Source organism: Pseudoalteromonas sp. KG3, assembly GCF_030436385.1.
GTDB lineage: Bacteria > Pseudomonadota > Gammaproteobacteria > Enterobacterales > Alteromonadaceae > Pseudoalteromonas > Pseudoalteromonas prydzensis.
In genome coordinates this window covers 3,284,544-3,306,388 of the sequence record NZ_CP098523.1, presented here as the reverse complement: position 1 = coordinate 3,306,388, position 21,845 = coordinate 3,284,544, and the positions used below count along the sequence as shown (strand labels likewise).

Sequence of the window (21,845 nt, the reverse complement as noted above, 5' to 3'; positions counted from 1 at the left end):
TTATTTAACCGTAGCCAATAAATTAAAAATAAATTTGCCTAGGCCATAGGATTCTGTTATTTATAGCCGCCGGCTAAAGCTGGGCATTATATTAAGGATTTAGGAGAAAGTTATGCCAGACCAAAAAAAATTAGGGTTATTGGCTCAGGCCGGATTAGAACCATATCAGGAAAAGCCGGGCGAAGAGTATATGAATGAGGCACAACGCACTCATTTTAAAACTATTTTGGAAGCATGGCGCAACGATTTACGTAACGAAGTAGACCGTACTAAATCGCATATGCAAGATGAAGCAGCTAACTTCCCTGATCCAGTTGACCGTGCAGCACAAGAAGAAGAGTTCTCTTTAGAACTGCGTACTCGTGACCGCGAACGTAAACTGATCAAAAAAATTGAAAAAACGATAATTCTAATCAAAGAAGATGATTTTGGATTTTGTGACTCATGCGGGATTGAAATTGGTATTCGCCGTTTAGAAGCACGTCCTACTGCAGATTTATGCGTAGACTGTAAAACACTTGCGGAAATCAAAGAAAAACAATCTGGACGTGGTTAATTATCAGTAATTAATCAATGTCTACCACAGCCGTTACTGCGCCTGTGCGCAACTATCGCGGTCGTTTTGCACCGTCACCTTCTGGGCCACTTCATTTTGGCTCACTTGTGGCGGCTGTGGGCAGTTACCTTGACGCTAAAAGCAACCAAGGTAGTTGGTTAGTCCGAATAGAAGATATCGACACCACTCGTGTTGTTGAGGGCGCAGCAAACGATATTCTTACCACCCTTGAAGCCTATGGATTGCATTGGGATGAAGAGGTTGTCTATCAAACCCAGCGCCATGACTTATACGCACATACCCTCGATAAATTAAAGAACCAGCAACTTATTTATGCTTGCCACTGCTCACGCAAACAAATCAAAGCGCTTGGCGGAATTTATCAAGGTCATTGTCGTCATTTAAACCACTCGCAAGCACACAGCGCATTACGCTTAATTCAACAGCATCCAATATACCAATACCATGACCTCATTCAAGGTCAAGTTAGCGTAACCCGTGATTTAGCCCACGAAGATTACTTAATAAAACGCAGCGATGGTTTGTTTGCTTATCAATTAGTGGTGGTTGCAGATGATATTGAGCAAGGTATTACTCATGTTGTGCGCGGCGCTGACTTACTTGAACCAACAGCCCGTCAACTAAGTTTATTTAAACAGTTAAATAACGCAGCTCCCCAGTATGCTCATTTACCATTGGCAGTAGCTAAACCGGGCTTTAAATTATCAAAACAAAACTATGCGCCAGCGATTGTTAAAGACAATCCTAAACCGGCCCTGCTCAGCGCATTTGAATTTTTAGGTTTAGCCCCGCAACCAGCACTCGTTGAGCTAAGTATTGATAAAATGCTGAGCTGGGCAATCGATAATTACAGCTTAGAAAAGGTGCCGAAAGTGGCTGAAATTCAAATTTCTCAAAACTCACACAGCCAGTCACCCCTATTTACGCATTTAAACAAATAAAAATTCACTAAAAATGGCTAATTTTAAGGCCTTCAACTTAATTTTTGAGCTTTGCTGGTATATGATAGCCAACCTTAAATGTGCAATTTATTTAATTAATATCAATTGCGTTAAGGGTGTGCTCAATTATAGCAACAACAAAGTTATTCAATAACACTATACATGTGCAGTTAATAGCAAAGTGCAGCTATACTTGGTTAGATTTTTGATGGCGTCCATCAAATAACCAAATTCTGTGGGAGACAGATTATTATTTCCAAGCTTTTTCAATTTTGTCGGCAAATTATAGGCCCAACCGCCTCAGCAACAGCCGAACATACTCAAGTCTCTGCGCAACCTTTAATAGTTGGACGCAATGAGCACGGTATTTCTCGCAAACAATTTAGCCCAAATGCAATCAAGGTGTTATATCGCCTCAAAGACGGTGGCTTCGATGCCTACCTTGTTGGTGGTTGTATTCGTGATATTTTGTTAGGTCAACAACCAAAAGATTTTGACGTAGTCACCAATGCCACACCAGATCAGGTTAAAAAGCTCTTTCGTAATTGCCGTTTAATTGGCCGTCGCTTTCGCTTGGCGCATATTGTGTTTGGTCGTGAGATCATCGAAGTTGCCACCATGCGCGGGCATCACGAAGCGCCTGAAGATAAAAACCAGATCAGCCAATCGAGTGATCAAGGCCAGCTACTTCGCGACAACGTGTTTGGTAGCATTGAAGAAGATGCTGAACGTCGTGATTTTTCAATCAACGCTTTATACTATTCAATTAATGACTTTTCAATTCATGATTACGCAAACGGCTTAGCGGCAATTAAAGCCAGACAAATCGAAATGATCGGTGATCCGCAAACTCGTTACCGTGAAGATCCTGTACGTATGCTGCGCGCAGTTCGTTTTGCCACCAAACTAGACATGTCAATTGCACCAGCAACCGAACAACCATTAAAAGAATTAGCAAGCCTATTAGATAACATACCGCCTGCGCGTTTATTTGAAGAAACACTAAAGCTGTTTTTAAATGGTAAAGCCGAAGCAAACTTTTTAATGCTGCGCAAATATGGCTTGTTCAAATCATTATTCCCAGCCCTTGATACTATTTTAGATAGTAATCCAGCTGGTTTAGAGTTTGCTTTGATCCGCCAAATGTTCCGCAACACCGATGAACGTATAAATGCTGAAAAGAAAGTAACACCGGCCTTTATTTTTGCCGCATTACTGTGGTTCCCATTATTAAAGATCACTAAAACCTTGCAAGCGCAGGAGCAACTATCTGAATACGATGCGTTTGCTCAAGCGATGAACAAAGTACTCAGTGATAACGCACAGCATATTGCCGTACCAAAACGCTTTACCCTTGGCGCTCGCGATATCTGGCATATTCAGCATCGTTTAGATAAACGCTCAGGGCAACGTGCATATCGCCTTACCCAGCAGCCACGTTTTAAAGCCGCCTATGACTTTTTATTATTGCGTGTAGAAGCGGGTGAAAAACAACATCAAGAGCTAGCAAATTGGTGGACTGACTATTTAAAACAAGATATCAATGGCCAAAAAGACATGGTCAAAGCGTTAGGTAGCCAAGGGGTTGCCAAAGGTCGTCGTCGTACCCGCCGTCGTAGCCCAAAGCCGACGGCTGAATAACATGGCAATTGTCTATCTTGGTTTAGGGGCGAATTTAAACGCCCCACGTCAGCAACTTGATAACGCCGTAGCAGCTTTACAAGCTTTAGCTGAATGCGAATTTGTTTGCGTATCACACTATTACGCCAGCAAGCCGATGGGACCACAAGATCAACCTGACTATGTGAATGCTGTAGCGGCAATTAAAACCAATTTACTGCCAGAACAACTACTTGATTTAACACAAAAGATAGAACTTCAGCACGGTAGAGTCCGTAAAGCACAACGCTGGGGGCCACGCACCTTAGATATTGATATTTTATTATTTGGCGATCAGATCATTCATAGTGAGCGTCTAATTGTGCCTCACTATGGATTAACCGAGCGCGAGTTTGTAGTCTATCCACTACTTGAGATCGCTCCCGATATTTCGCTGCCAAATGGAACACCACTACACAGTGTTACCGCTACCTTGGCATTAAACGAATTACAACAATTACCTCTGTAATTAATTTCAGGCCGTTGCCTACGAGGATACTATGTCTAAAATAACCGTTTCTACGCTCAATAAAATGAAAGCAGAACAGCAAAAAATTACTGCTTTAACAGCTTACGATGCCAGCTTTGCTAAGTTATTTCACGATAACGGCGTTGATGTCATTTTAGTTGGCGACTCATTAGGCATGGTATTACAAGGAGGTGACGATACACTGGCTGTAACTAATCAAGATATCGCCTACCATACCCGCAGTGTACGCGCTGGTAGCCGTGAATTATTCGTTATTGCTGATATGCCGTTTATGACCTATTCAAACCCGGCCGAAAGTTGTAAAAACGCCGCTGAGTTGATGCGCGCAGGAGCGAACATGGTCAAACTTGAAGGCGGTGAATGGCTGTATGATTCAATTGTCGCGCTTACGCAGCAAGGTATTCCAGTGTGTGGTCATTTAGGTTTAACACCGCAGTCTGTACACGTTTTTGGCGGCTTTAAAATTCAAGGCCGTGGTGCTGAACAAGCTCAGAAAATGATTAGTGATGCTAAAGCGCTGGAAGCAGCTGGCGCACAAATGATTGTACTTGAATGTATTCCAACAGAACTTGCAAAGTTAATCACTGATGCTGTATCAATCCCAACAATTGGTATTGGTGCTGGTAATCAGACCGATGGTCAAATTCTCGTTATGCATGACTTAGTGGGCATCTCAGCAGGCTATATTCCTAAATTTTCTAAAAACTTTTTACTCGAAACTGGCAACATGCCAGATGCAGTGAAAAAGTATTGTAACGACGTTAAAAGCGGTGCTTTTCCAAGCACGGAACATGAGTTTAAATAATGCAGTCGATCACTGAAATAAAATCCTTACGCAGCCAAATTAAAGCATGGCGTCAAGCAGGTCTGAGCGTCGCCTTAGTGCCAACAATGGGTAATTTGCATCAAGGTCACTTCTCGTTAGTTGAAAAAGCTAAAAATATGGCCGATAAAGTTGTCGTGAGCATTTTCGTAAACCCAATGCAGTTTGGCGTAAACGAAGATTTGGATAACTACCCGCGCACCCTTGTTGCTGATAAGCAAGGACTTGCTGAGCTTGACACTGATATTGTGTTTACACCGACTACAGAAACCATTTATCCAAACGGTTTAGATGCACAAAGCTTTGTTGATGTACCTGGTATTTCAATGGGTTATTGCGGTGGTTCACGTCCGGGGCATTTTCGTGGTGTCGCCACTGTCGTCACTAAGTTATTTAACTTAGTGCAACCTGATTATGCCTGCTTTGGTGAAAAAGACTTTCAGCAGTTACAAGTTATTAAGACCATGGCTCATGACCTATCTATTCCCGTTGAAATCATTGGCGTTGCAACCAGCCGTGAAGTCTCAGGTTTGGCAATGAGTTCTCGCAATGGCTACTTATCAGAAATTCAAAAAGAAACTGCCACAGAGCTGTTTAGAACGCTAAATTGGAGTGCTGAACAACTAAACGCAGGACGACGAGATTTTACTGAAATATGCCAGCAAGCTAAACAACGATTACAACAGGCGGGACTCAAAGCCGATTATTTTGAAATAGCGCAGCGCGATACACTAAAAAACGCTACACTCAATGACAGCCAACTAGTGATATTAGCAGCAGCTTTTTTAGGTCCGGTTAGACTTATAGATAATCTGCAAGTCAATATTACATAACAATAATTAGGGATAAATATGAATTCATTACTAAAATTATCAAGCATTGCGCTTTGTATTGGTGTACTTGCTGGGTGTCAAAGCCAAATAGAGAACCCAGAAATGCAACAATGTGCTCAGCAAAACTATCAATGTGAAGTAAATTGTGAACAGCAAAGCACCGGTGAAGGTATGGTTCATAAAGTGTGTAGCACAAAATGTATTGAAGCTTACAACCAATGTAAAGCCAATGCTGAAGCATTAGGTAATGTACAGTAATTAGTTACCTTTAACTTGCCAATTATCTCTGTTGGCAAGTTCACTCCCCCCCATATATCGCAATTTCTTGACCCGCTAACAAAATCTGTGTAATTGCCATTTCATTCACCTTAGAGCAAGGTTGCACCTAGTAACATCTACTTACATTAGTAATAAGTAGTCGTACATTCCATGTAATTATTTCCCGCTTATACAAAGAAAGTACATCATCCACACGACGAACAACCAATAAGAGCATTGAAATGTAAGCACTTATTTCAGGTTCGTTTCTTGCAAAGATGAATGTAGCTTATTAAAAAATGACTTATTACACACTACTTATTTTACAAAATTTAAAATTAACTAGGTAACGGCTAAAGGAAACCTCATGGAAACGAAAACACGAGCAGCTATGTATTCATCATTCAAAAAAAATAGTGTTTTAGCTGCACTATTAACTTTGTTTGTGTGCAATGTTAGTGCAGCAGAAGAGCCAATTAAACAACCAGAAACAGCCACACCAGTTCCTGCTAAAAAGCCAGACACTGTTACGCCTGCATCTGTTAAAAAACCAACCCTGCTGACGATTCCTTCAGAAAGCCTCTTTGAGGTGATCACTGCAAGAGCCAAACAGCTAGCAGCCAACGACTATGTAGCCGACCCTGAAATTGCCATCGACACATTAAATAATATTAGCTACCAAGATTATAGGGCTATTCGATTTCGCCAAGATCACGCTATTTGGAAAGATCAAAGCTTGTATGAAGTACAGCTATTTCACCCTGGTTTCCTTTATAAAAACCCTATTACTATCAATACGGTGAGCAATGATGGCAAGGTACAAAAATTACCATTTAAAACAGATTATTACCGCTATGACAGTACTGCAGCTCCTCTTGAGCAGGAAATTAGCGCGGCTTTAGGTAGCACTCAATTAGGTCACGCTGGTTTTCGATTGCATTTCCCGCTTAATAATAACGAGTACAAAGATGAAGTCGCTGTATTCCAAGGTGCTTCTTACTTTCGCTTAGTTGGTCCACAGCAAGTGTATGGTATTTCAGCCCGTGGACTAGCTGTCGATACCGCGCTCAGTTCAGGTGAAGAGTTCCCTGTATTTAAAGAGTTTTGGCTGGTAAAGCCAACAGCAGAAGACACTAATATTGTGCTCTATGCGTTACTAGACAGCCCATCAGTGACTGGTGCCTATCGCTTTGAGATAAGCCCATCAACTAACACTGAAATCAAAACGCAAATGCAAATATTTGCCCGCAAAGATATTAAAAAGCTCGGTATTGCACCACTTACCAGTATGTTTTATCACGGCGAAAATAGCACTAAGTTCTTCGATGATTACCGACCAGAAGTGCATGACTCTGATGGTTTATTAATGCAATCACAGGATGATAAATGGGTTTGGCGTGCGCTGAACAACCCAAAACAACTTAGCGTCACCTCATTTAGTTATGATAATCCAAAGGGTTTTGGTCTTGCACAACGCGATCGTGAATTTAATAACTACCTTGATACGGAAGCACATTACCATGCTCGTCCTAGCCTCTGGATTGAGCCACTAGCGCCTTGGGGGCATGGCCGAGTAGAGTTAGTTGAAATACCAACAGACACTGAAACCAATGACAACATTGTCAGTTATTGGGTACCAGAGCAACCACTAAAAGCAGGTGAAACACTCAGCTTTGGTTATAAAATGTCGACCTTTAACGCAGTATTGGCAAATCAAGATAAAGCCCATGTGTTACGTACTCGCATTGGCAGTGCGGCCTTACCTGGTGAAAAAAATCCACCACCGAAAAGCCATCGTCAATTTACGGTCGACTTTACTGGTGACACGATCAATAACTTATCGGCCAATATCAAACTGCTCGCTAACTTATCGCTTAATTCAGGCGCAGTCAGCGATAAAACAGTACAACAATTACCGAATAATCAAGGATGGCGTGTTGCGTTTAAAATCGCGCCTGAGGGAGATAAGCCAGTTGATATGCGCTTATCATTAACACTACGTGACAAAGAAGTAAGTGAGGTATGGAGCTATGTCTGGTATCCAAACGATGTTCAATAAAAGTAAAGCAGGTAACGCTGCAATACCCTTTAGAAAATCACGCATAGCACTATTTACGTTGTTAGTGCTGTATATTTCAGCTTATGGCATGTGGATCATGTTTGATATTTTAAATTCAAACTCCATGACCTTACTTGAATACGCCTTACTTGCGCTATTTTCAATCACTTTCACTTGGATTGTGACTGCATTTTGTAGTGGCTGTATGGGTTTTATTCTGCAATTATTGAGAATCGATCCATTGACTTTAAAACGTCAAAAGCCGATTACTATAGACCCCCAAGCGTTAAGTAACAGCAAAACTGCCATAGTGATGCCTATTTACAACGAAGATACTGAACGCGTTATTGCTGGTTTTGAAGTGAGCTTGCGCTCGCTTTTAAAGACCGGTCAGTTTGCGCATTTTGATTTTTATTTATTAAGTGATACCCAAGATAAAGACATTGCACGCAATGAGCTAAAAGCTTGGCATGCACTAACTGCACGTTTAGGGGAAACTGCAAAGCAGGTTTTCTATCGTAACCGTACTGATAATAAACACCGTAAAGTAGGTAACTTAGCTGATTTTTGTGAACGCTGGGGAAGCCAATATGAACATATGATTGTACTTGATGCAGATAGCATTATGACCGGTCAATGTATGCTTGAGCTTACAACAAGCATGATCAACAACCCAAATGCCGGGTTGATCCAGACAATCCCTATTCCAGTTAGACAAGAAACGTTCTTCGGTCGCTTTTTACAATTTGCTTCTGTGTTATACAGCCCAATGCTAGCAACTGGTTCCGCTTTTTGGCAAACCAATCAAGCCAACTATTGGGGTCACAATGCTATTATTCGTGTTGAAGCCTTTATTAACTGCTGCGGGCTGCCTGTACTTGAAGGTAAAGCCCCTTTTGGTGGTGAGATCCTAAGCCATGACTTTGTTGAAGCCGCTCTTTTAAACCGCTCTGGCTGGGATGTTATTTTATTAAGTGATGTTCAAGGCAGCTACGAAGAAGTCCCCAGTAATATTTTAGATTACGCAATACGCGACAGACGTTGGGTGCAAGGTAATATCCAACATTTAGGTTTATTACCTTCATCAGGTATAAAACTAATGAACAAGTTGCACTTCTTATTAGGTGCGACCGCGTATATTTCTTCGCTAATTTGGTTATCTATGTTGGTGTTAAGTACGGTTGATGCAGTAACGCGTGCTATGAATAGTAACGTTTATTTCAATCAACCTTACCAATTATTCCCAACTTGGCAGATAGCGAAAACAGAGCTTATTGATTCGTTGCTGTTTATCACTATAGGATTACTATTACTGCCAAAACTAATGGGACTTATCGTTACGTTAATACACAGGAATAAACAATTTGGCGGTAGCCTGAAACTTATATTCGGATCATTAATAGAAACGGTCTTTGCCATAATTGTTGCACCATTAATGATGGTATTTCACAGCTACTTTGTGGTGTGTGTATTTTTAGGTAAAAAAGTATCGTGGGATGCACAACCACGTTCAGGTCGTATGGTGCCTTGGAAAGAGGCTATTGGCTATACGTTAATAGCGACTTTAGTGTCTATTGCATGGGGTGGCGTTGCTTATTACTATACACCGACTTTCTTTTGGTGGTTGTCACCAATATTAGTCGGCTTAATTTTAGCCGCACCAATTGTGCGCTATTCAAGCAGTATTGGCTTAGGCGTTAGGTTACGTAAAATGGGCATATTTATTTGCCCCAGTGAAATTGATAATGACGATACACTTGCCGCTTTGCGTGTCCATGAGCAAGAAATAGCATTACCAAGTGATGAGGTGGCTAATTTCACAATCCCAGCATTGCCTCAAGAACAACCAGCCGTAATGCCAATCCAAAGCTTTAAACGCCAGGGTTTAAGTAAACGAAAACTTGCCCGATCAGCAAAGCAACGTATTAAAGAAAAATTATTAGCTAAGCTTGATTATTAAACAAAGCTATAGCCATTAATCAGCGAAAAGCGCACTAGTAACAAATACTATTAGTGCGTTTTTTTATGCCTTTAAAAATATCTGTGTTGCTTTTCCTATATTTATATCTATTGTATAAAAACACCTTCACGGCTGTTGTCATATTGTACATATGATTTTATTTATGTAGTGCACTTAAAAACAGGCTTCCACGGTTTTAAGATAGGATATGTTAACATCGGGTTGTTTGAGCGTTATTTATAAATATGAGTAAGGTGGCTAATTTTTTAAAGGTATTCTGGTCGATTAAATATTTCATTATTTAGTCGGATTGACCAACCACTCTCAGTATTAGTTTCAGAGCAATAAGGGGCTATTATTATGATTGTTATCCACCACAACCCAGCGTGCGGCACTTCACGCAATGTACTCAATATAATCATCGATGCTGGATATCAACCTATTATTATTGATTATCAACAACAAGGTTGGACTAAAGCACAACTATTAGCACTGTTTGCAGCAGCAAACTTAACCCCAAAAACAGCATTAAGAGTGAGTAAATCACCAGCAAAGCAGCTAGGATTACTAGCAGAGGATGTCAGTGATGAAACCATTTTAGAAGCTATGTTAGCGTACCCAATTTTAGTCAATAGACCCATTGTTTGTAGCAGTAAAGGTGTTAAGTTATGCCGTCCGAGCGAAATCGTACTAAGCTTACTCAATAATTGGCCTCCAGGACCATACTACAAAGAAGATGGTCAACCTATACTTGATCATAACGGTAAACTTATCAGTAGTTAACAAAGGAAACGTAATGAAATTACTCGTATTTTTAGGTACAGTGAGAGACAGCACTCCCCCTTCACCCGCCCGTTTAGGCGAACGTGTAGCCCGCGCTTGTGTAAAACACCTCGAAACACAATTGGCCAATGTATCAGTTGAGTTAATTGATCCGCTGGACTATCAGCTAGGTGTCGTGTTTAAACCTCATTTTGCTTATCATGAAAATAAAGTCCCCACACAACTTGACACCCTAGCCCGGAAAATTGCTGACGCCGATGGCTATGTAATGGTCAGTCCTGAATATAACCATTCGATGAGCCCTGCACTGGCAAACTTGCTTAATCACTTTGGCGCATCGTTATTTTCATATAAACCCAGTGCAATTGTTACTTATTCTGCCGGGCAATGGGGTGGCGCACGTGCGGCGGTTAACATGCGAACCTTTTTGGCCGAATTAGGCTGCTTGCCTGTCTCTGCTATGATCCATATCCCCAAAGCACAAACGGTGTTTGAAGCTAATGGCGACTTTGCTGCAATAATACAAGACACCTCACACTGGCAGGGTTATCTTGACCGCACTCTTAAACAACTATGGTGGTGGGCTGAAGCAACTAAACAACAGCGTGCAGTTATTGATCCCCATCGATTAGTGACTGATCTTAAGCGAGACCCTTCACAACGCAATGCTCCTTGTTAATATTAAGCATAAAAAAACCGCTCATTGAGCGGTTTTTCTTTCTAGAGAAAGTTACTTTTAAAGTAAACCCAACTTTTTCAACTCAATGGCTGCAAGTTTCGCTGAAAGTGGCACATAGCCATCTTTCTCTACAATTTTTTGGCCATCTAGCGATAACACCATTTTTAAGAACTCAGCTTCAATTGGTGCAAGCGGCTTATTAGGGTGCTTATTCACATACACATATAAAAAGCGCGACAGTGGGTACTTACCAGTTGCTACATTCTCAAGTGTTGCATCAACAAAGTTATCGCCTTTTTTCGCCAGTGGTACTGTACGCACACCTGATGTTTTATAACCAATGCCTGAGTAACCAATTGCATTCACTGATGATGAAATTGATTGTACAACAGAAGCTGAACCAGGCTGCTCATTTACGTTATTACGGAAGTCACCTTTACACAGTGCTTTGCTTTTAAAGTAACCATAAGTGCCCGATACAGAGTTACGTCCGTAAAGCTGAACATCTTTAGCAGCCCAATCACCTGTTAAACCTACGTCACTCCAGCGCGTTACATCTGCTGTTGCGCCACATTTACGTGTTGAAGAGAAAATCGCATCGATTTGATCAATACGCAGGCCTTCAATTGGGTTATCTTTATGTACAAACACAGCAAGGGCATCGATAGCAACGCGCACTTCTGTTGGCTTATAACCGTAACGCTTTTCAAACGCTTCGATTTCTTTTGATTTCATTCTTCGGCTCATAGGGCCGAAATTAGATGTACCTTCAGTTAATGCTGGCGGCGCAGTTGATGAACCAGCCGCTTGAATTTGAATATTTACATTTGGATAGATGCGCTTATATTCTTCTGCCCAAAAGGTCATCATGTTGGCTAATGTATCAGAGCCCACTGATGAAAAATTACCTGAAATACCACTGGTTTTCTGATACTCAGGAATGTCTGCATCGACAGCCATAGCTTGTGCAGATACAAATGTTGTTACTGCCACACCCATTGCGGCTACGAGGTTTTTAAATTTCATGGGGTTACTCCGATTTGGTTCGTCCATTTCTTAACTGCCGTCTACTCTAAAGAGAACAGATGACAGTTAGATTACTCTTAAGTGACAGTTTTATGACTTTGAGTGTTTTCAGCTAAATTGTTTAGTAGCACCGTTTTATCACCATTAAAGGCAAACGAAAACGTGGAACCTTGCCCTAATTTACTACTGATATTTAACTTACTATCATGGCGGGTTAACACATGCTTGGTAATTGCTAAGCCAAGCCCTGAACCACCTGTGGTACGACTACGCGCCTTATCCACCCGATAAAACCGCTCCGTTAAACGATTAATATGCTCAGCAGCAATACCATCGCCATTATCAACTACCGCAAAATACGCTTGCTTATCTTTTAGCTGCCAGCTTACGGTAATTTTACCGCCAGCCTTAGTGTAATGAATGGCATTGAAGACTAAGTTAGAAAACGCGCTACGTAGCTCTTCCTCTGAACCTTTAATATCAAGCCCTGTATCAATATCAAATATTAACTCATGGCCTTTATCTTGGTTCAAAGACTGTGCTTCGGTTTTTATATAGCTAAGTAATTGTGGGACGTTGACCGCTTTGTCGTTATCTTGACGTCGAGCGCCTTCGATACGTGATAATGACAATAACTGATTAACTAGGCTGTCCATGCGTTTACATTGCTCAAGCATAGTACCTTGGGCTTTATTCCACATCGCTGGCGGTGGCATCATATCGCCATCAAACATTTCTAAATAACCTGTAACAACCGTCAGTGGCGTGCGCAGTTCATGAGAAACATTGGCAACAAAGTCTTTGCGCATTTGCTCTAGTTGCTTCAAGCGCGTCACATCCCTGACGACCACCATTAATTGTGAACTGGCGTAAGGCATTACCCGAAACTCTAAAACTTGCTCAACACTGTGACCACTTTCAAGTTCTAATGCTTCATCAAACATTTCCATTTGCATATACTTGGCAAACTTAGGATCGCGCACTAGATTATCAAGACGCTGACCATGATCGGTTGGCCACTGTAAGCCCAGTACTTTTAACGCGAGTTGATTACACCAAACAATACTTAAATCTCGCTGTAATACCACCACAGCATCGGGTACCGCTTCAGCACCATCACGAAAACGACGGATCAGATCCGCTAATTCATTGCGTTTTTTACGATTGCGGTGTTGTAAGTGATAGATCCCTTCAAACACTTGCTCCCATGCGCCCTCACCTTCAGGTGGATTAAAACTGCGCTGATTCAATAACCAATCACTGAGCCGGTATAATTGATGGTAATGCCAAACAAGTAGTGAAAAAGAGCCTAAAAACAAAAGCAGAAATGGCGCACCAATTAGCACACCAACTAATAATAAAGGCAGGAAATAGATAAGCAGACGCTTTGCTAACGCCTGCTTATTGACAACTCGATACATACACTCACTTTACCTTAGAGTAAGACCGACCTTGGTCAGAATGTTTTATAGTTTACTTGAAAAGCGATAACCTGCGCCACGTACAGTTTGTACTAAGCGATCATGACCAAGTGGTGCAATCGCTTTGCGTAAGCGACGAATATGCACGTCTACCGTTCTATCTTCAACATAGACATTAGTCCCCCACACGTTATCTAGTAGTTGTTCACGGCTGTAAACACGTTCGGGATGAGTCATAAAGAAATGCAGTAAACGAAACTCAGTTGGCCCCATATCCAGCTCGCTACCTTGTGAGGTGACACGATGTGAAATAGGGTCTAGGCGTAAGCCATGAACATCAATCGCTTCTTCTAGTGACGTTGGTGAAACGCGACGAATAACCGCTTTAATACGCGCCATCAACTCTTTTGGTGAAAATGGCTTAGTAACATAATCATCAGCACCGACTTCAAGGCCACGAACTTTATCTTCTTCTTCTCCGCGGGCCGTCAGCATGATAATCGGAATTTGCCGAGTGTATTCACTTTGTTTAAATTTTTTGGCGATTTGAATTCCACTACCTCCAGGCAGCATCCAATCCAGTAGCACCATATCAGGGTAAGGCTCTACCATAGCTGCAATGGCAGAATCATAATCTTCTGCTTCAATTGCTTGAAAACCGTTTTGCTCTAATACAAAAACCAGCATCTCTCTGATCGGTGCTTCGTCATCGACGACAAGTACTTTACGTGACATTCCAATTTATCTCTTTCGTTATCGAACTAGTTTTCATTATTATGACTAAGTATGACATTTTTATGAAAGTGTAACGTGTAAATCAAAATGCAGGAAAAAAAACACTAATTAACCCTTATTAGGGACAAAATAACGGTAAATAAAGTTTTCCAAATTGATTTAATTAATACCTTTTCATTAGTTTAAATATTTTAGCTAGTACCAACTTTGAGCAACACTGCCCGTATACTATTTATAAATGGCAGTACTTATTAGCTATTTTTTACGCTTCAATACGCTTTAATCACTACAATTACCGTAGCGATTTTTAATTAATTGTGGCAATAACAAAGCTGTTCTGATCATTTTTAGAGATCAAAATTCTACCAAGTACTGAGTCAGGGATCATGCTTTTACTAAGAGCGTTAGATCTGGGATCAGTGTTTTACCTAGCAAAATATATAAGTTGTTGATCATTTGTACAAGCTCGCTGTGAAGTGGTTATTTATCCAACAAAAACACGCGCAGTTGCGTCGTTCCTTAGTAAAAATTTGATCCCAGAGTCACATAGTTAGTAAATCAGTGATCCCAAATTTAGCGCTTGGTAAAATAATGATCCCTATTGATCAAATATAAAAAAAGCCAGTAGCATGACACTACTGGCTGTTTATTCATTAAATAACTTAATGAATTTATTTATTTAATTTTTGGATCTAATTCACCGGTTAAATATTTAAGGTGCATATCATCCAGTGAAATTGGTTTGATCTTACTAGCTTGACCCGCAGTACCAAATGACTCATAACGCGCAACACAGATCTCAGTCATCGCTTTTGTTGCTTCGGCTAAGTATTTACGTGGATCAAAGTTCGCAGGGTTAAGTGCTAAATGACGGCGAATGGCACCCGTTGATGCTAAACGTAAGTCAGTATCGATATTAACTTTACGTACACCAAACTTAATACCTTCGATGATCTGCTCAACTGGCACACCGTAAGTTTGTGGGATCTCACCACCATATTGGTTGATGATCTCAAGCCACTCTTGCGGTACTGATGACGAGCCATGCATTACTAAGTGAGTGTTAGGGATACGTGCGTGGATAGCTTTAATACGATCGATTGCTAAAATATCATCCGTAGGTGGGCGAGTAAATTTATACGCGCCGTGTGATGTACCGCACGCAATTGCCAGTGCATCAACGTGGGTTTTACTTACAAAATCAGCCGCTTCTTCAGGATCAGTAAGCATTTGATCTGTCGTTAACTTACCTTCAGCGCCAACACCATCTTCTTCGCCAGCTTCACCAGTTTCAAGTGAACCAAGCACACCTAGCTCGCCTTCAACAGACACACCACAAGAGTGTGCAAGCTCAACCGTTTTACGCGTTACATCAACGTTATAATCATATGATGACGGTGTTTTACCGTCTGTCATTAATGAGCCATCCATCATCACTGATGAAAAACCTAATTGAATTGAACGTTGGCATACGCCAGGTGAGGTACCGTGATCTTGATGCATTACCACAGGGATATGTGGCCACTCTTCAACAGCAGCTAAAATCATGTGACGAATAAATGGGGCGCCAGCATAGGCACGAGCGCCAGCTGAACCTTGTACAATTACTGGGCTGTTAGTTTTGTCTGCCGCCATCATAATAGCGCGGATCTGCTCTTGGTTATTAACGTTAAATGCTGGTACGCCATAACCATGTTCAGCTGCATGGTCAAGAAGTTGTCGCATACTGATTAAAGCCATTTGGTATTCTCCAAATTGTCGATAGCTGCGCACGCGCAAAGCTACCTAGTTCGAACGGAATAGTTGAGTTTGGTGCAATCACTGCACCTCGATAGCCTTGGCTTTCGCCAAATTTACCGTTATACAAAACCAGTATTAAATAAGGGTGAGAGGTATTTAATAACTGATCGTACTCAGCGTACTTACTTAAAGTAAGTACACTGAGCTAACGCTAATTACTTAGCGCGTTGTTCAAGCATAGCAACTGCAGGTAGTTTTTTCCCTTCTAAAAACTCAAGGAAAGCCCCACCACCAGTTGAAATATACGAGATTTTGTCGGCAATGCCGTATTTATCAATAGCTGCTAACGTATCACCGCCACCAGCAATTGAAAATGCATTTGAATTAGCAATCGCTTGTGCAATCGCACGGGTGCCATTACCAAACTGATCAAATTCAAATACGCCAACCGGGCCATTCCACACAACAGTACCTGCGTTTGCAATAATTTTTGCAAGTTTGCTTGCTGTATCTGGGCCAATATCAAAAATCATGTCGGTGTCTGTTACTTCGCTAACATCTTTTAATGTTGCCACAGCAGATTCTGAGAACTCATTAGCAACAACAACATCTGTTGGTACTGGAATTTCGCCATTATTACTTTTCGCCGCTGCACTTAACTTATTCGCTTCGTCAATTAAGTCTGCTTCGTAGAGTGATTTGCCAACAGGGTAACCCGCTGCTGCAATAAAGGTATTAGCAATACCGCCACCGGTGACTAGCTGATCAACAATCGTTGATAGTGAATCAAGTACGGTTAGTTTAGTTGATACCTTAGAACCACCAACAATCGCTACAAGCGGACGAGCTGGGTTATCAAGAGCTTTACCTAATGCCTCTAATTCAGCCGCTAAAAGCGGGCCTGCACAAGCCACATCTGCAAATAAGCCAACACCATGGGTAGACGCTTGAGCACGGTGAGCGGTACCAAATGCATCCATTACGTATACATCACATAATGCAGCGAGTTTTTTAGATAGCACTTCGTCGTCTTTGCTTTCGCCAACATTAAAGCGTACGTTTTCAAAAACCACCACTTCATTATCGGCAATTTCAACGCCATCTAAGTAATCTTTTTCAAGACGTACATTTTGCTCAAGTGCTTCATTTAAGTAATCAACAACAGGCGCTAATGAAAACTCTTCGTTGTATTCCCCTTCCGTAGGACGGCCTAGGTGTGACATCACCATTACTTTAGCGCCTTTTTCAAGAGCAAGTTTAATACTTGGTAATGCAGCACGAATACGTGCGTCTGAGGTCACTTTACCTGCTTTTACTGGTACATTTAAATCTTCACGAATTAACACGCGTTTGCCGTTTAAATCTAAATCTGCCATATTTATGACCGACATGGACTTCTCCTTAGTTAACGATACTGACTTGAAATATATAGGTTTTATTTTAGGTTCTAAATTTTATTTGCTGCCATCATTACTCGTGCTGTATCGAGCATACGATTAGCGAAACCCCATTCATTATCACACCACACTAACAACTTTATCAGCCGTTTATGACTGACTCGTGTCTGCGTGCCATCTATGATACAAGAATGTGGGTCATGATTAAAATCAACCGAGACCAATGGCTCTTCGGTATAACTTAAAATACCTTCTAAACGGTCTCTCGCTGCTGCTTTTAATACTTTATTCACCGCGTTTAAATCAACATCGGCGTTAACCGTCACACTCAAATCCATCGCAGTCACATTGATAGTAGGTACGCGTACTGCAATGGCTTCAAAGCGGCCATGAAACTTAGGTAAAATACGTTCAATACCACGGGCTAGTTTAGTATCTACAGGAATAATAGACTGACTTGCAGCGCGGGTACGGCGTAAATCATGATGATAGGCATCAATCACTTGCTGATCGTTCATCGACGCATGAATAGTCGTAATCGCCCCTGATTCAATACCAAACGCATCATCAAGCACTTTGATCACCGGCACGATACAGTTGGTCGTACATGAACCATTAGAAACAATTGTATGCTCAGCAAGCAGTTCATCATCATTAATACCATACACGATCGTGGCATCAACATCTGCATCAGCGGGCTGAGAAAATAAAACTTTTTTAGCACCCGCATCCAGATGCAATTGCGCGTGTTCACGGGAATGATAAACCCCTGTACACTCTAAAACCACATCAACATCAAGTAACTGCCATGGCAGTTCAATCGGATTTTGCTCAGAAAATAATGCTATCGTATCGCCTGCGACACTCAGTGAATCTTCACCTAAGGTCACCGGATATTTAAAACGACCATGGGAGGTGTCATATTTTAGTAAGTGAGCAATCCCTTCGGGATCCGCTAATTCATTAATCGCAACGATTTTAATATGATCGCTAAGTCCCGATTCATATAACGCGCGGACAATATTTCGACCAATTCGACCAAAACCATTAATTGCAAGTTTGATTGCCATTCGAAAGAAAATCCACTCTAGTTGCTTGCAGATAAAGGCAACCTGCCTTTGAGATGGCGGTATTGTAATCGACCTTGGGATTGAATATAAGAGGTTAACAGCAGAAACTTAAAATTAACCCTTTTAGATGGCCCAGTTTTGGTAATCGACCTTGAGATTGAATATAAGAGGCAAGGTTAAATAAATGTTTGCATACCCACCTAAGATGGCCCGATTTTGGTAATCGACCTTGGGATTGAATATAAGAGGTTAACAGCAGAAACTTAAAATTAACCCTTTTAGATGGCCCAGTTTTAGTAATCGACCTTGCCCTAGATATAGGTCTTAGCCTCTAGGATCTGGGGGATCTATATCGCTAACGTTTAAATAGCTTACTTATTAACCTGCTGACTAATAACGACAACGTCATAATCACCACACAATATATAACTAACATAGCTGACGATGTCGCAAGTTCGATGACATGCTCACTTTTGCTCATACACAGGTTTGTTTCAAAATTAATTGCGCCACCGGCATCTAAACACCGATCAGCCAGTAAAAAACCGTGTAGCCACCATACAACAAACAAGCTTACTAAAACACCCGCTAAAGATGGCAGTAAATTATTTTTCATAGATAAAAAACCAAAAGAGAAAGTAACAGCAGCCTATAATAGCAAGCAACGTACCGAATAACCGCACTATAAAAGCCTGTTGTTGAAAATAAAAATTAATACTTATGACTTGATTTAGATGCTAATTATAGCAGCCATTCAGCTATGATAAATTGCGACAATACTCAAACCCGCATCACTTTAAACCAGCGCAGCCAATTTTAATTCCTTACCACGGCTTATTTGGTGACATTGTGCCAGCAACAATTCTGCGGTCGCCATGGCATCGGTAAGTGCATGGTGAGTGCTGTAATAAGGTAACTCATAACGCGCCCTGCAGGCACTGAGAGTTAAATCGTCTAAGCCTATTTCATAACCTTGTTGGTGCAGGCGTTTTTTTTCAATATGAAAGGTGTCGAGTATTAATTTTGGTTGTATCGTTATTTTGTGTGTTTGAAATGCTTGCTTTAAAAATCCCCAGTCTAAGGTGGCATTATGAAACACTAAGATAGCATCTGAAAAATGTGCGCTAAGGGCCGCTAAAATAGCCACTAAGTTTTGCCCTGTTGCGACATCGTGCTGGGCAATACCGTGATATACCGGGCTTTGCTCAAGGCGCTGTACATCTTTATTAATCGCATGTTGCGCCTGACTTAATTTAATGCATTGATTGTCTACCAGCACCCAAGCTATTGAGACAATTTCGTGCTGTTTAGGGTCAAGCCCTGTCAACTCTAAATCAATCACAATATAGCGCTGTGTTAATGCATTTTCAGCAAGTAATTGTTTACGCGCTAAATAGCGACTCAACCAACGTTTAACCACTTAGCTTGTCACCTTATTCATAGTAAAACACATAGTTATAAACTCCCACGAGCAAACTTAAATGCTGCAGCCTGCTGTGCCAGTTTTAGTAAATAAAAGGCTTCTTTTAATTGATGACGCTCAAGAGAATTTAATTTATCTGGGTTAATGCAGTTGCTGGGTAACCCTTCTTCGTTTATTTGTGTGCGCAAACGTAACTGAGTTAAAAATCGCCAACAGTCTTTTAAGTTATATATATCGTGATTACTTAATAATGAATGTTTCAACAATGCATCTAAACGCTCTTGGGTGTTCGCTCGGCGTATGCCTGCTTTTAACGCATATAGACGCACAATGTCATTAATGATCACTACACCGCGCTTTTTCAAATCGATGTATTTATGCTGTTTCGCATCTTTTTCAAGTTTAAACTGATTAAATAAACCAATTGGCACTGAGTTAGATTTAATATCGGTTGCCATAGCCGCGTAAAATAATTCGTTGCGAGAAATACTGGTTAGCTTCTCACAAAATGCGGTGTAAAGCGCTGTTGAGCCTTCAATAAAACGTAAATCAAAAAATATTTTACAATTAAGCATAGCCTGCGGCGTTGGACTTTTTATCCAAGCAAAAAACTTTTCACACCAATCAGATAGACTCATTCGGCACAATTCACTGCTGGCCATAATGTTACCTGGGCAGCGCCTAATTCCGCACTCGACTAACTGCTCACAAACAAACTCCCCCATGCGACGGAAATAATCTTGATGCTGCTCAGGTAAATCATCAGGCAGTAATAAGCCATTATCCTGATCTGAATGTAAGGTTTGCTCTTCACGGGCTTGCGAGCCAAAACAAATAAAGCTAAAACTGGTCGGCGCCGCTCCACACTCTTCTTGAAATAAATAAATTAGTCGTGAGGTTAATGCATCGGTCAAGCCACTGAGTAGTTTACCGATCAAGGATATATCATCAATATTGTGCGAAAAACTGCGCAGTAATTCAGGGATCTCAGCCGCATAGCGTTTTAAATCAGTCACACTATGGGCTTTATAAATACGGCCAATCAGTTGTACGGGGTCGCTCTTTTGTTGGCGTAATAAATCAGTGCTGGTGATCATCCCTAATGCTTTATGGTGTTCATCTAATACCGGTAGATGGTGAATATTATGTTTAAGCATTAAATGCAGCGCCGAAAACACCCGGTTATTTTCAAAAATAAACTTCGGTTTTGCACTCATAATCGAACGTACAGCTTGCTGCGGGTCGACCTCATCAGCTAATACGCGATTTCGTAAATCGCGGTCTGTCACCACCCCTATCAAGCGTTCATACTCGGTAACCATAATCGACGATACACCGTGTTCTTTCATTTTTTTAGCTGCTTGGCGAATGCTCGCATCCGGTGACAAGGTCACTGCCTTGCGGGACATCAATTCTGCTATTTTGCGCTCCGACCAACTGTCATTTTGGCTTTTGTAATGCGATGACAACAACCGATTAGCATGGGCACGCACAAAGTATTGTTCAAACGATTTATATTCACGACGCAGATAGTCAAACGCGTCTTGGTTGAGCATATAAACAATGCCCTCATTTTGTACTTCTAAACGGTTTTGAATTGCTTCGCCAGTCAGTAGTGAAGGAAAGCCAAAATAATCACCTTGTGCTAAACGAGTGATCACATCGCCCTTTGCATCCACTAAGTCATACAAGCCAGAGCGAATTAAAAACAGTTTAGGTGATTCTGATTGCAGCCATTGTGTTTGGTTTTCACGGGTAAGATAAATAACATCGAGGTGTTTAACAAAGTAATCTATTGCACTGCTATCAAGGTCGCTAAATGGCATTTGTGCTAGCACAAACTGGGCGACTTCCTGTTGCTCATTATTCATTTGTCTACTCGCAAAAAAACAATCGTACAGTCACTGTACTGCTATCCGCAGCAAATAAAAAGCCCGACTTAAGTCGGGCTTTTGAATCTATTAATATTAA

At 41.2% G+C, this 21,845-nt stretch carries 20 protein-coding genes; 11 read left to right on the top strand and 9 right to left on the bottom strand.

What is annotated here, in order from left to right; genetic code table 11:
- The first annotated feature begins 112 nt into the window (after positions 1–112).
- The 11 genes from dksA to NDQ71_RS15475 all read left to right on the top strand — a co-directional run bounded on the left by dksA (position 113) and on the right by NDQ71_RS15475 (position 11,062).
- The gene (dksA, locus tag NDQ71_RS15525; RefSeq protein WP_064665509.1) at positions 113–556 is read left to right on the top strand and encodes an RNA polymerase-binding protein DksA; all 444 of its coding nucleotides are present in this window, start codon (positions 113–115) and stop codon (positions 554–556) included.
- Positions 557–573: 17 nt separating this feature from the next.
- Positions 574–1,518 (top strand): tRNA glutamyl-Q(34) synthetase GluQRS, encoded by a 945-nt coding sequence (gluQRS, locus tag NDQ71_RS15520; RefSeq protein WP_192541184.1) that lies wholly within the window; start codon positions 574–576, stop codon positions 1,516–1,518.
- Positions 1,519–1,800: 282 nt separating this feature from the next.
- The gene (gene pcnB, locus NDQ71_RS15515) at positions 1,801–3,159 is read left to right on the top strand and encodes a polynucleotide adenylyltransferase PcnB (protein WP_301562677.1); all 1,359 of its coding nucleotides are present in this window, start codon (positions 1,801–1,803) and stop codon (positions 3,157–3,159) included.
- A gap of 1 nt (position 3,160) precedes the next feature.
- Positions 3,161–3,646: a 2-amino-4-hydroxy-6-hydroxymethyldihydropteridine diphosphokinase gene (folK, locus tag NDQ71_RS15510; protein ID WP_192541185.1), complete on the top strand. Its 486-nt coding sequence runs from the start codon at positions 3,161–3,163 to the stop codon at positions 3,644–3,646.
- 31 nt (positions 3,647–3,677) lie between these two features.
- Positions 3,678–4,472 (top strand): 3-methyl-2-oxobutanoate hydroxymethyltransferase, encoded by a 795-nt coding sequence (gene panB / locus NDQ71_RS15505; RefSeq protein ID WP_064665505.1) that lies wholly within the window; start codon positions 3,678–3,680, stop codon positions 4,470–4,472.
- On the top strand, positions 4,472–5,323 hold the full coding sequence (gene panC / locus NDQ71_RS15500; RefSeq protein WP_192541186.1) for a pantoate--beta-alanine ligase: 852 nt from the start codon (positions 4,472–4,474) through the stop codon (positions 5,321–5,323). Before panB ends, panC begins: the two co-directional genes overlap by 1 nt.
- An 18-nt stretch (positions 5,324–5,341) precedes the next feature.
- Positions 5,342–5,581 carry a hypothetical protein gene (locus NDQ71_RS15495; protein WP_064665503.1) on the top strand — a complete coding sequence of 80 codons (240 nt, stop codon included), beginning with the start codon at positions 5,342–5,344 and terminating at the stop codon, positions 5,579–5,581.
- 367 nt (positions 5,582–5,948) lie between these two features.
- Entirely contained in the window at positions 5,949–7,640 is a 1,692-nt protein-coding gene (locus NDQ71_RS15490) for a glucan biosynthesis protein (RefSeq protein WP_157586653.1), read from the top strand.
- Positions 7,612–9,600, top strand: a complete 1,989-nt coding sequence (gene mdoH, locus NDQ71_RS15485) for a glucans biosynthesis glucosyltransferase MdoH (protein ID WP_192541187.1) — start codon at positions 7,612–7,614, stop codon at positions 9,598–9,600. The genes NDQ71_RS15490 and mdoH overlap by 29 nt, the downstream gene beginning before the upstream one ends.
- Positions 9,601–9,960: 360 nt before the next feature.
- On the top strand, positions 9,961–10,383 hold the full coding sequence (locus tag NDQ71_RS15480; RefSeq protein WP_192541188.1) for an arsenate reductase family protein: 423 nt from the start codon (positions 9,961–9,963) through the stop codon (positions 10,381–10,383).
- A gap of 13 nt (positions 10,384–10,396) precedes the next feature.
- Positions 10,397–11,062 carry an NADPH-dependent FMN reductase gene (locus NDQ71_RS15475; RefSeq protein WP_192541189.1) on the top strand — a complete coding sequence of 222 codons (666 nt, stop codon included), beginning with the start codon at positions 10,397–10,399 and terminating at the stop codon, positions 11,060–11,062.
- 57 nt (positions 11,063–11,119) lie between these two features.
- Here the strand turns inward: NDQ71_RS15475 and NDQ71_RS15470 are convergent, their stop codons facing one another.
- The 9 genes from NDQ71_RS15470 to NDQ71_RS15430 all read right to left on the bottom strand — a co-directional run bounded on the left by NDQ71_RS15470 (position 11,120) and on the right by NDQ71_RS15430 (position 21,745).
- A complete protein-coding gene (locus NDQ71_RS15470) occupies positions 11,120–12,088 on the bottom strand; it encodes a PstS family phosphate ABC transporter substrate-binding protein (RefSeq protein WP_192541190.1) in 969 nt (322 codons plus the stop codon).
- A gap of 77 nt (positions 12,089–12,165) precedes the next feature.
- Positions 12,166–13,509, bottom strand: coding sequence for a phosphate regulon sensor histidine kinase PhoR (phoR, locus tag NDQ71_RS15465; protein ID WP_064665500.1), 1,344 nt, complete (start codon positions 13,507–13,509; stop codon positions 12,166–12,168).
- Positions 13,510–13,554: 45 nt separating this feature from the next.
- On the bottom strand, positions 13,555–14,244 hold the full coding sequence (gene phoB / locus NDQ71_RS15460) for a phosphate regulon transcriptional regulator PhoB (protein ID WP_016708540.1): 690 nt from the start codon (positions 14,242–14,244) through the stop codon (positions 13,555–13,557).
- Positions 14,245–14,919: 675 nt separating this feature from the next.
- Positions 14,920–15,984 carry a class II fructose-bisphosphate aldolase gene (fba, locus tag NDQ71_RS15455; protein ID WP_192541191.1) on the bottom strand — a complete coding sequence of 355 codons (1,065 nt, stop codon included), beginning with the start codon at positions 15,982–15,984 and terminating at the stop codon, positions 14,920–14,922.
- A 215-nt stretch (positions 15,985–16,199) separates the two neighbouring features.
- On the bottom strand, positions 16,200–17,375 hold the full coding sequence (locus NDQ71_RS15450; protein WP_192541192.1) for a phosphoglycerate kinase: 1,176 nt from the start codon (positions 17,373–17,375) through the stop codon (positions 16,200–16,202).
- Between the two features lie 56 nt (positions 17,376–17,431).
- Positions 17,432–18,451: an erythrose-4-phosphate dehydrogenase gene (gene epd, locus NDQ71_RS15445; protein WP_064665497.1), complete on the bottom strand. Its 1,020-nt coding sequence runs from the start codon at positions 18,449–18,451 to the stop codon at positions 17,432–17,434.
- Between the two features lie 355 nt (positions 18,452–18,806).
- Positions 18,807–19,067: a hypothetical protein gene (locus NDQ71_RS15440; protein ID WP_064665496.1), complete on the bottom strand. Its 261-nt coding sequence runs from the start codon at positions 19,065–19,067 to the stop codon at positions 18,807–18,809.
- Between the two features lie 180 nt (positions 19,068–19,247).
- On the bottom strand, positions 19,248–19,871 hold the full coding sequence (locus NDQ71_RS15435; RefSeq protein ID WP_192541193.1) for a 3'-5' exonuclease: 624 nt from the start codon (positions 19,869–19,871) through the stop codon (positions 19,248–19,250).
- A gap of 35 nt (positions 19,872–19,906) precedes the next feature.
- Positions 19,907–21,745 carry a DUF294 nucleotidyltransferase-like domain-containing protein gene (locus tag NDQ71_RS15430; RefSeq protein WP_192541194.1) on the bottom strand — a complete coding sequence of 613 codons (1,839 nt, stop codon included), beginning with the start codon at positions 21,743–21,745 and terminating at the stop codon, positions 19,907–19,909.
- Between the last annotated feature and the right edge of the window lie 100 nt (positions 21,746–21,845).

What these genes read in the sequence shown, in the direction of transcription:
- dksA (WP_064665509.1), top strand. Translation starts at nt 113, where the DNA reads ATGCCAGACCAAAAAAAATTAGGGTTATTGGCTCAGGCCGGATTAGAA.
- gluQRS (WP_192541184.1), top strand. Translation starts at nt 574, where the DNA reads ATGTCTACCACAGCCGTTACTGCGCCTGTGCGCAACTATCGCGGTCGT.
- folK (WP_192541185.1), top strand. Translation starts at nt 3,161, where the DNA reads ATGGCAATTGTCTATCTTGGTTTAGGGGCGAATTTAAACGCCCCACGT.
- panB (WP_064665505.1), top strand. Translation starts at nt 3,678, where the DNA reads ATGTCTAAAATAACCGTTTCTACGCTCAATAAAATGAAAGCAGAACAG.
- panC (WP_192541186.1), top strand. Translation starts at nt 4,472, where the DNA reads ATGCAGTCGATCACTGAAATAAAATCCTTACGCAGCCAAATTAAAGCA.
- NDQ71_RS15495 (WP_064665503.1), top strand. Translation starts at nt 5,342, where the DNA reads ATGAATTCATTACTAAAATTATCAAGCATTGCGCTTTGTATTGGTGTA.
- NDQ71_RS15490 (WP_157586653.1), top strand. Translation starts at nt 5,949, where the DNA reads ATGGAAACGAAAACACGAGCAGCTATGTATTCATCATTCAAAAAAAAT.
- mdoH (WP_192541187.1), top strand. Translation starts at nt 7,612, where the DNA reads ATGTCTGGTATCCAAACGATGTTCAATAAAAGTAAAGCAGGTAACGCT.
- NDQ71_RS15480 (WP_192541188.1), top strand. Translation starts at nt 9,961, where the DNA reads ATGATTGTTATCCACCACAACCCAGCGTGCGGCACTTCACGCAATGTA.
- NDQ71_RS15475 (WP_192541189.1), top strand. Translation starts at nt 10,397, where the DNA reads ATGAAATTACTCGTATTTTTAGGTACAGTGAGAGACAGCACTCCCCCT.
- NDQ71_RS15470 (WP_192541190.1), bottom strand. Translation starts at nt 12,088, where the DNA reads ATGAAATTTAAAAACCTCGTAGCCGCAATGGGTGTGGCAGTAACAACA.
- phoR (WP_064665500.1), bottom strand. Translation starts at nt 13,509, where the DNA reads ATGTATCGAGTTGTCAATAAGCAGGCGTTAGCAAAGCGTCTGCTTATC.
- phoB (WP_016708540.1), bottom strand. Translation starts at nt 14,244, where the DNA reads ATGTCACGTAAAGTACTTGTCGTCGATGACGAAGCACCGATCAGAGAG.
- fba (WP_192541191.1), bottom strand. Translation starts at nt 15,984, where the DNA reads ATGGCTTTAATCAGTATGCGACAACTTCTTGACCATGCAGCTGAACAT.
- NDQ71_RS15450 (WP_192541192.1), bottom strand. Translation starts at nt 17,375, where the DNA reads ATGTCGGTCATAAATATGGCAGATTTAGATTTAAACGGCAAACGCGTG.
- epd (WP_064665497.1), bottom strand. Translation starts at nt 18,451, where the DNA reads ATGGCAATCAAACTTGCAATTAATGGTTTTGGTCGAATTGGTCGAAAT.
- NDQ71_RS15440 (WP_064665496.1), bottom strand. Translation starts at nt 19,067, where the DNA reads ATGAAAAATAATTTACTGCCATCTTTAGCGGGTGTTTTAGTAAGCTTG.
- NDQ71_RS15430 (WP_192541194.1), bottom strand. Translation starts at nt 21,745, where the DNA reads ATGAATAATGAGCAACAGGAAGTCGCCCAGTTTGTGCTAGCACAAATG.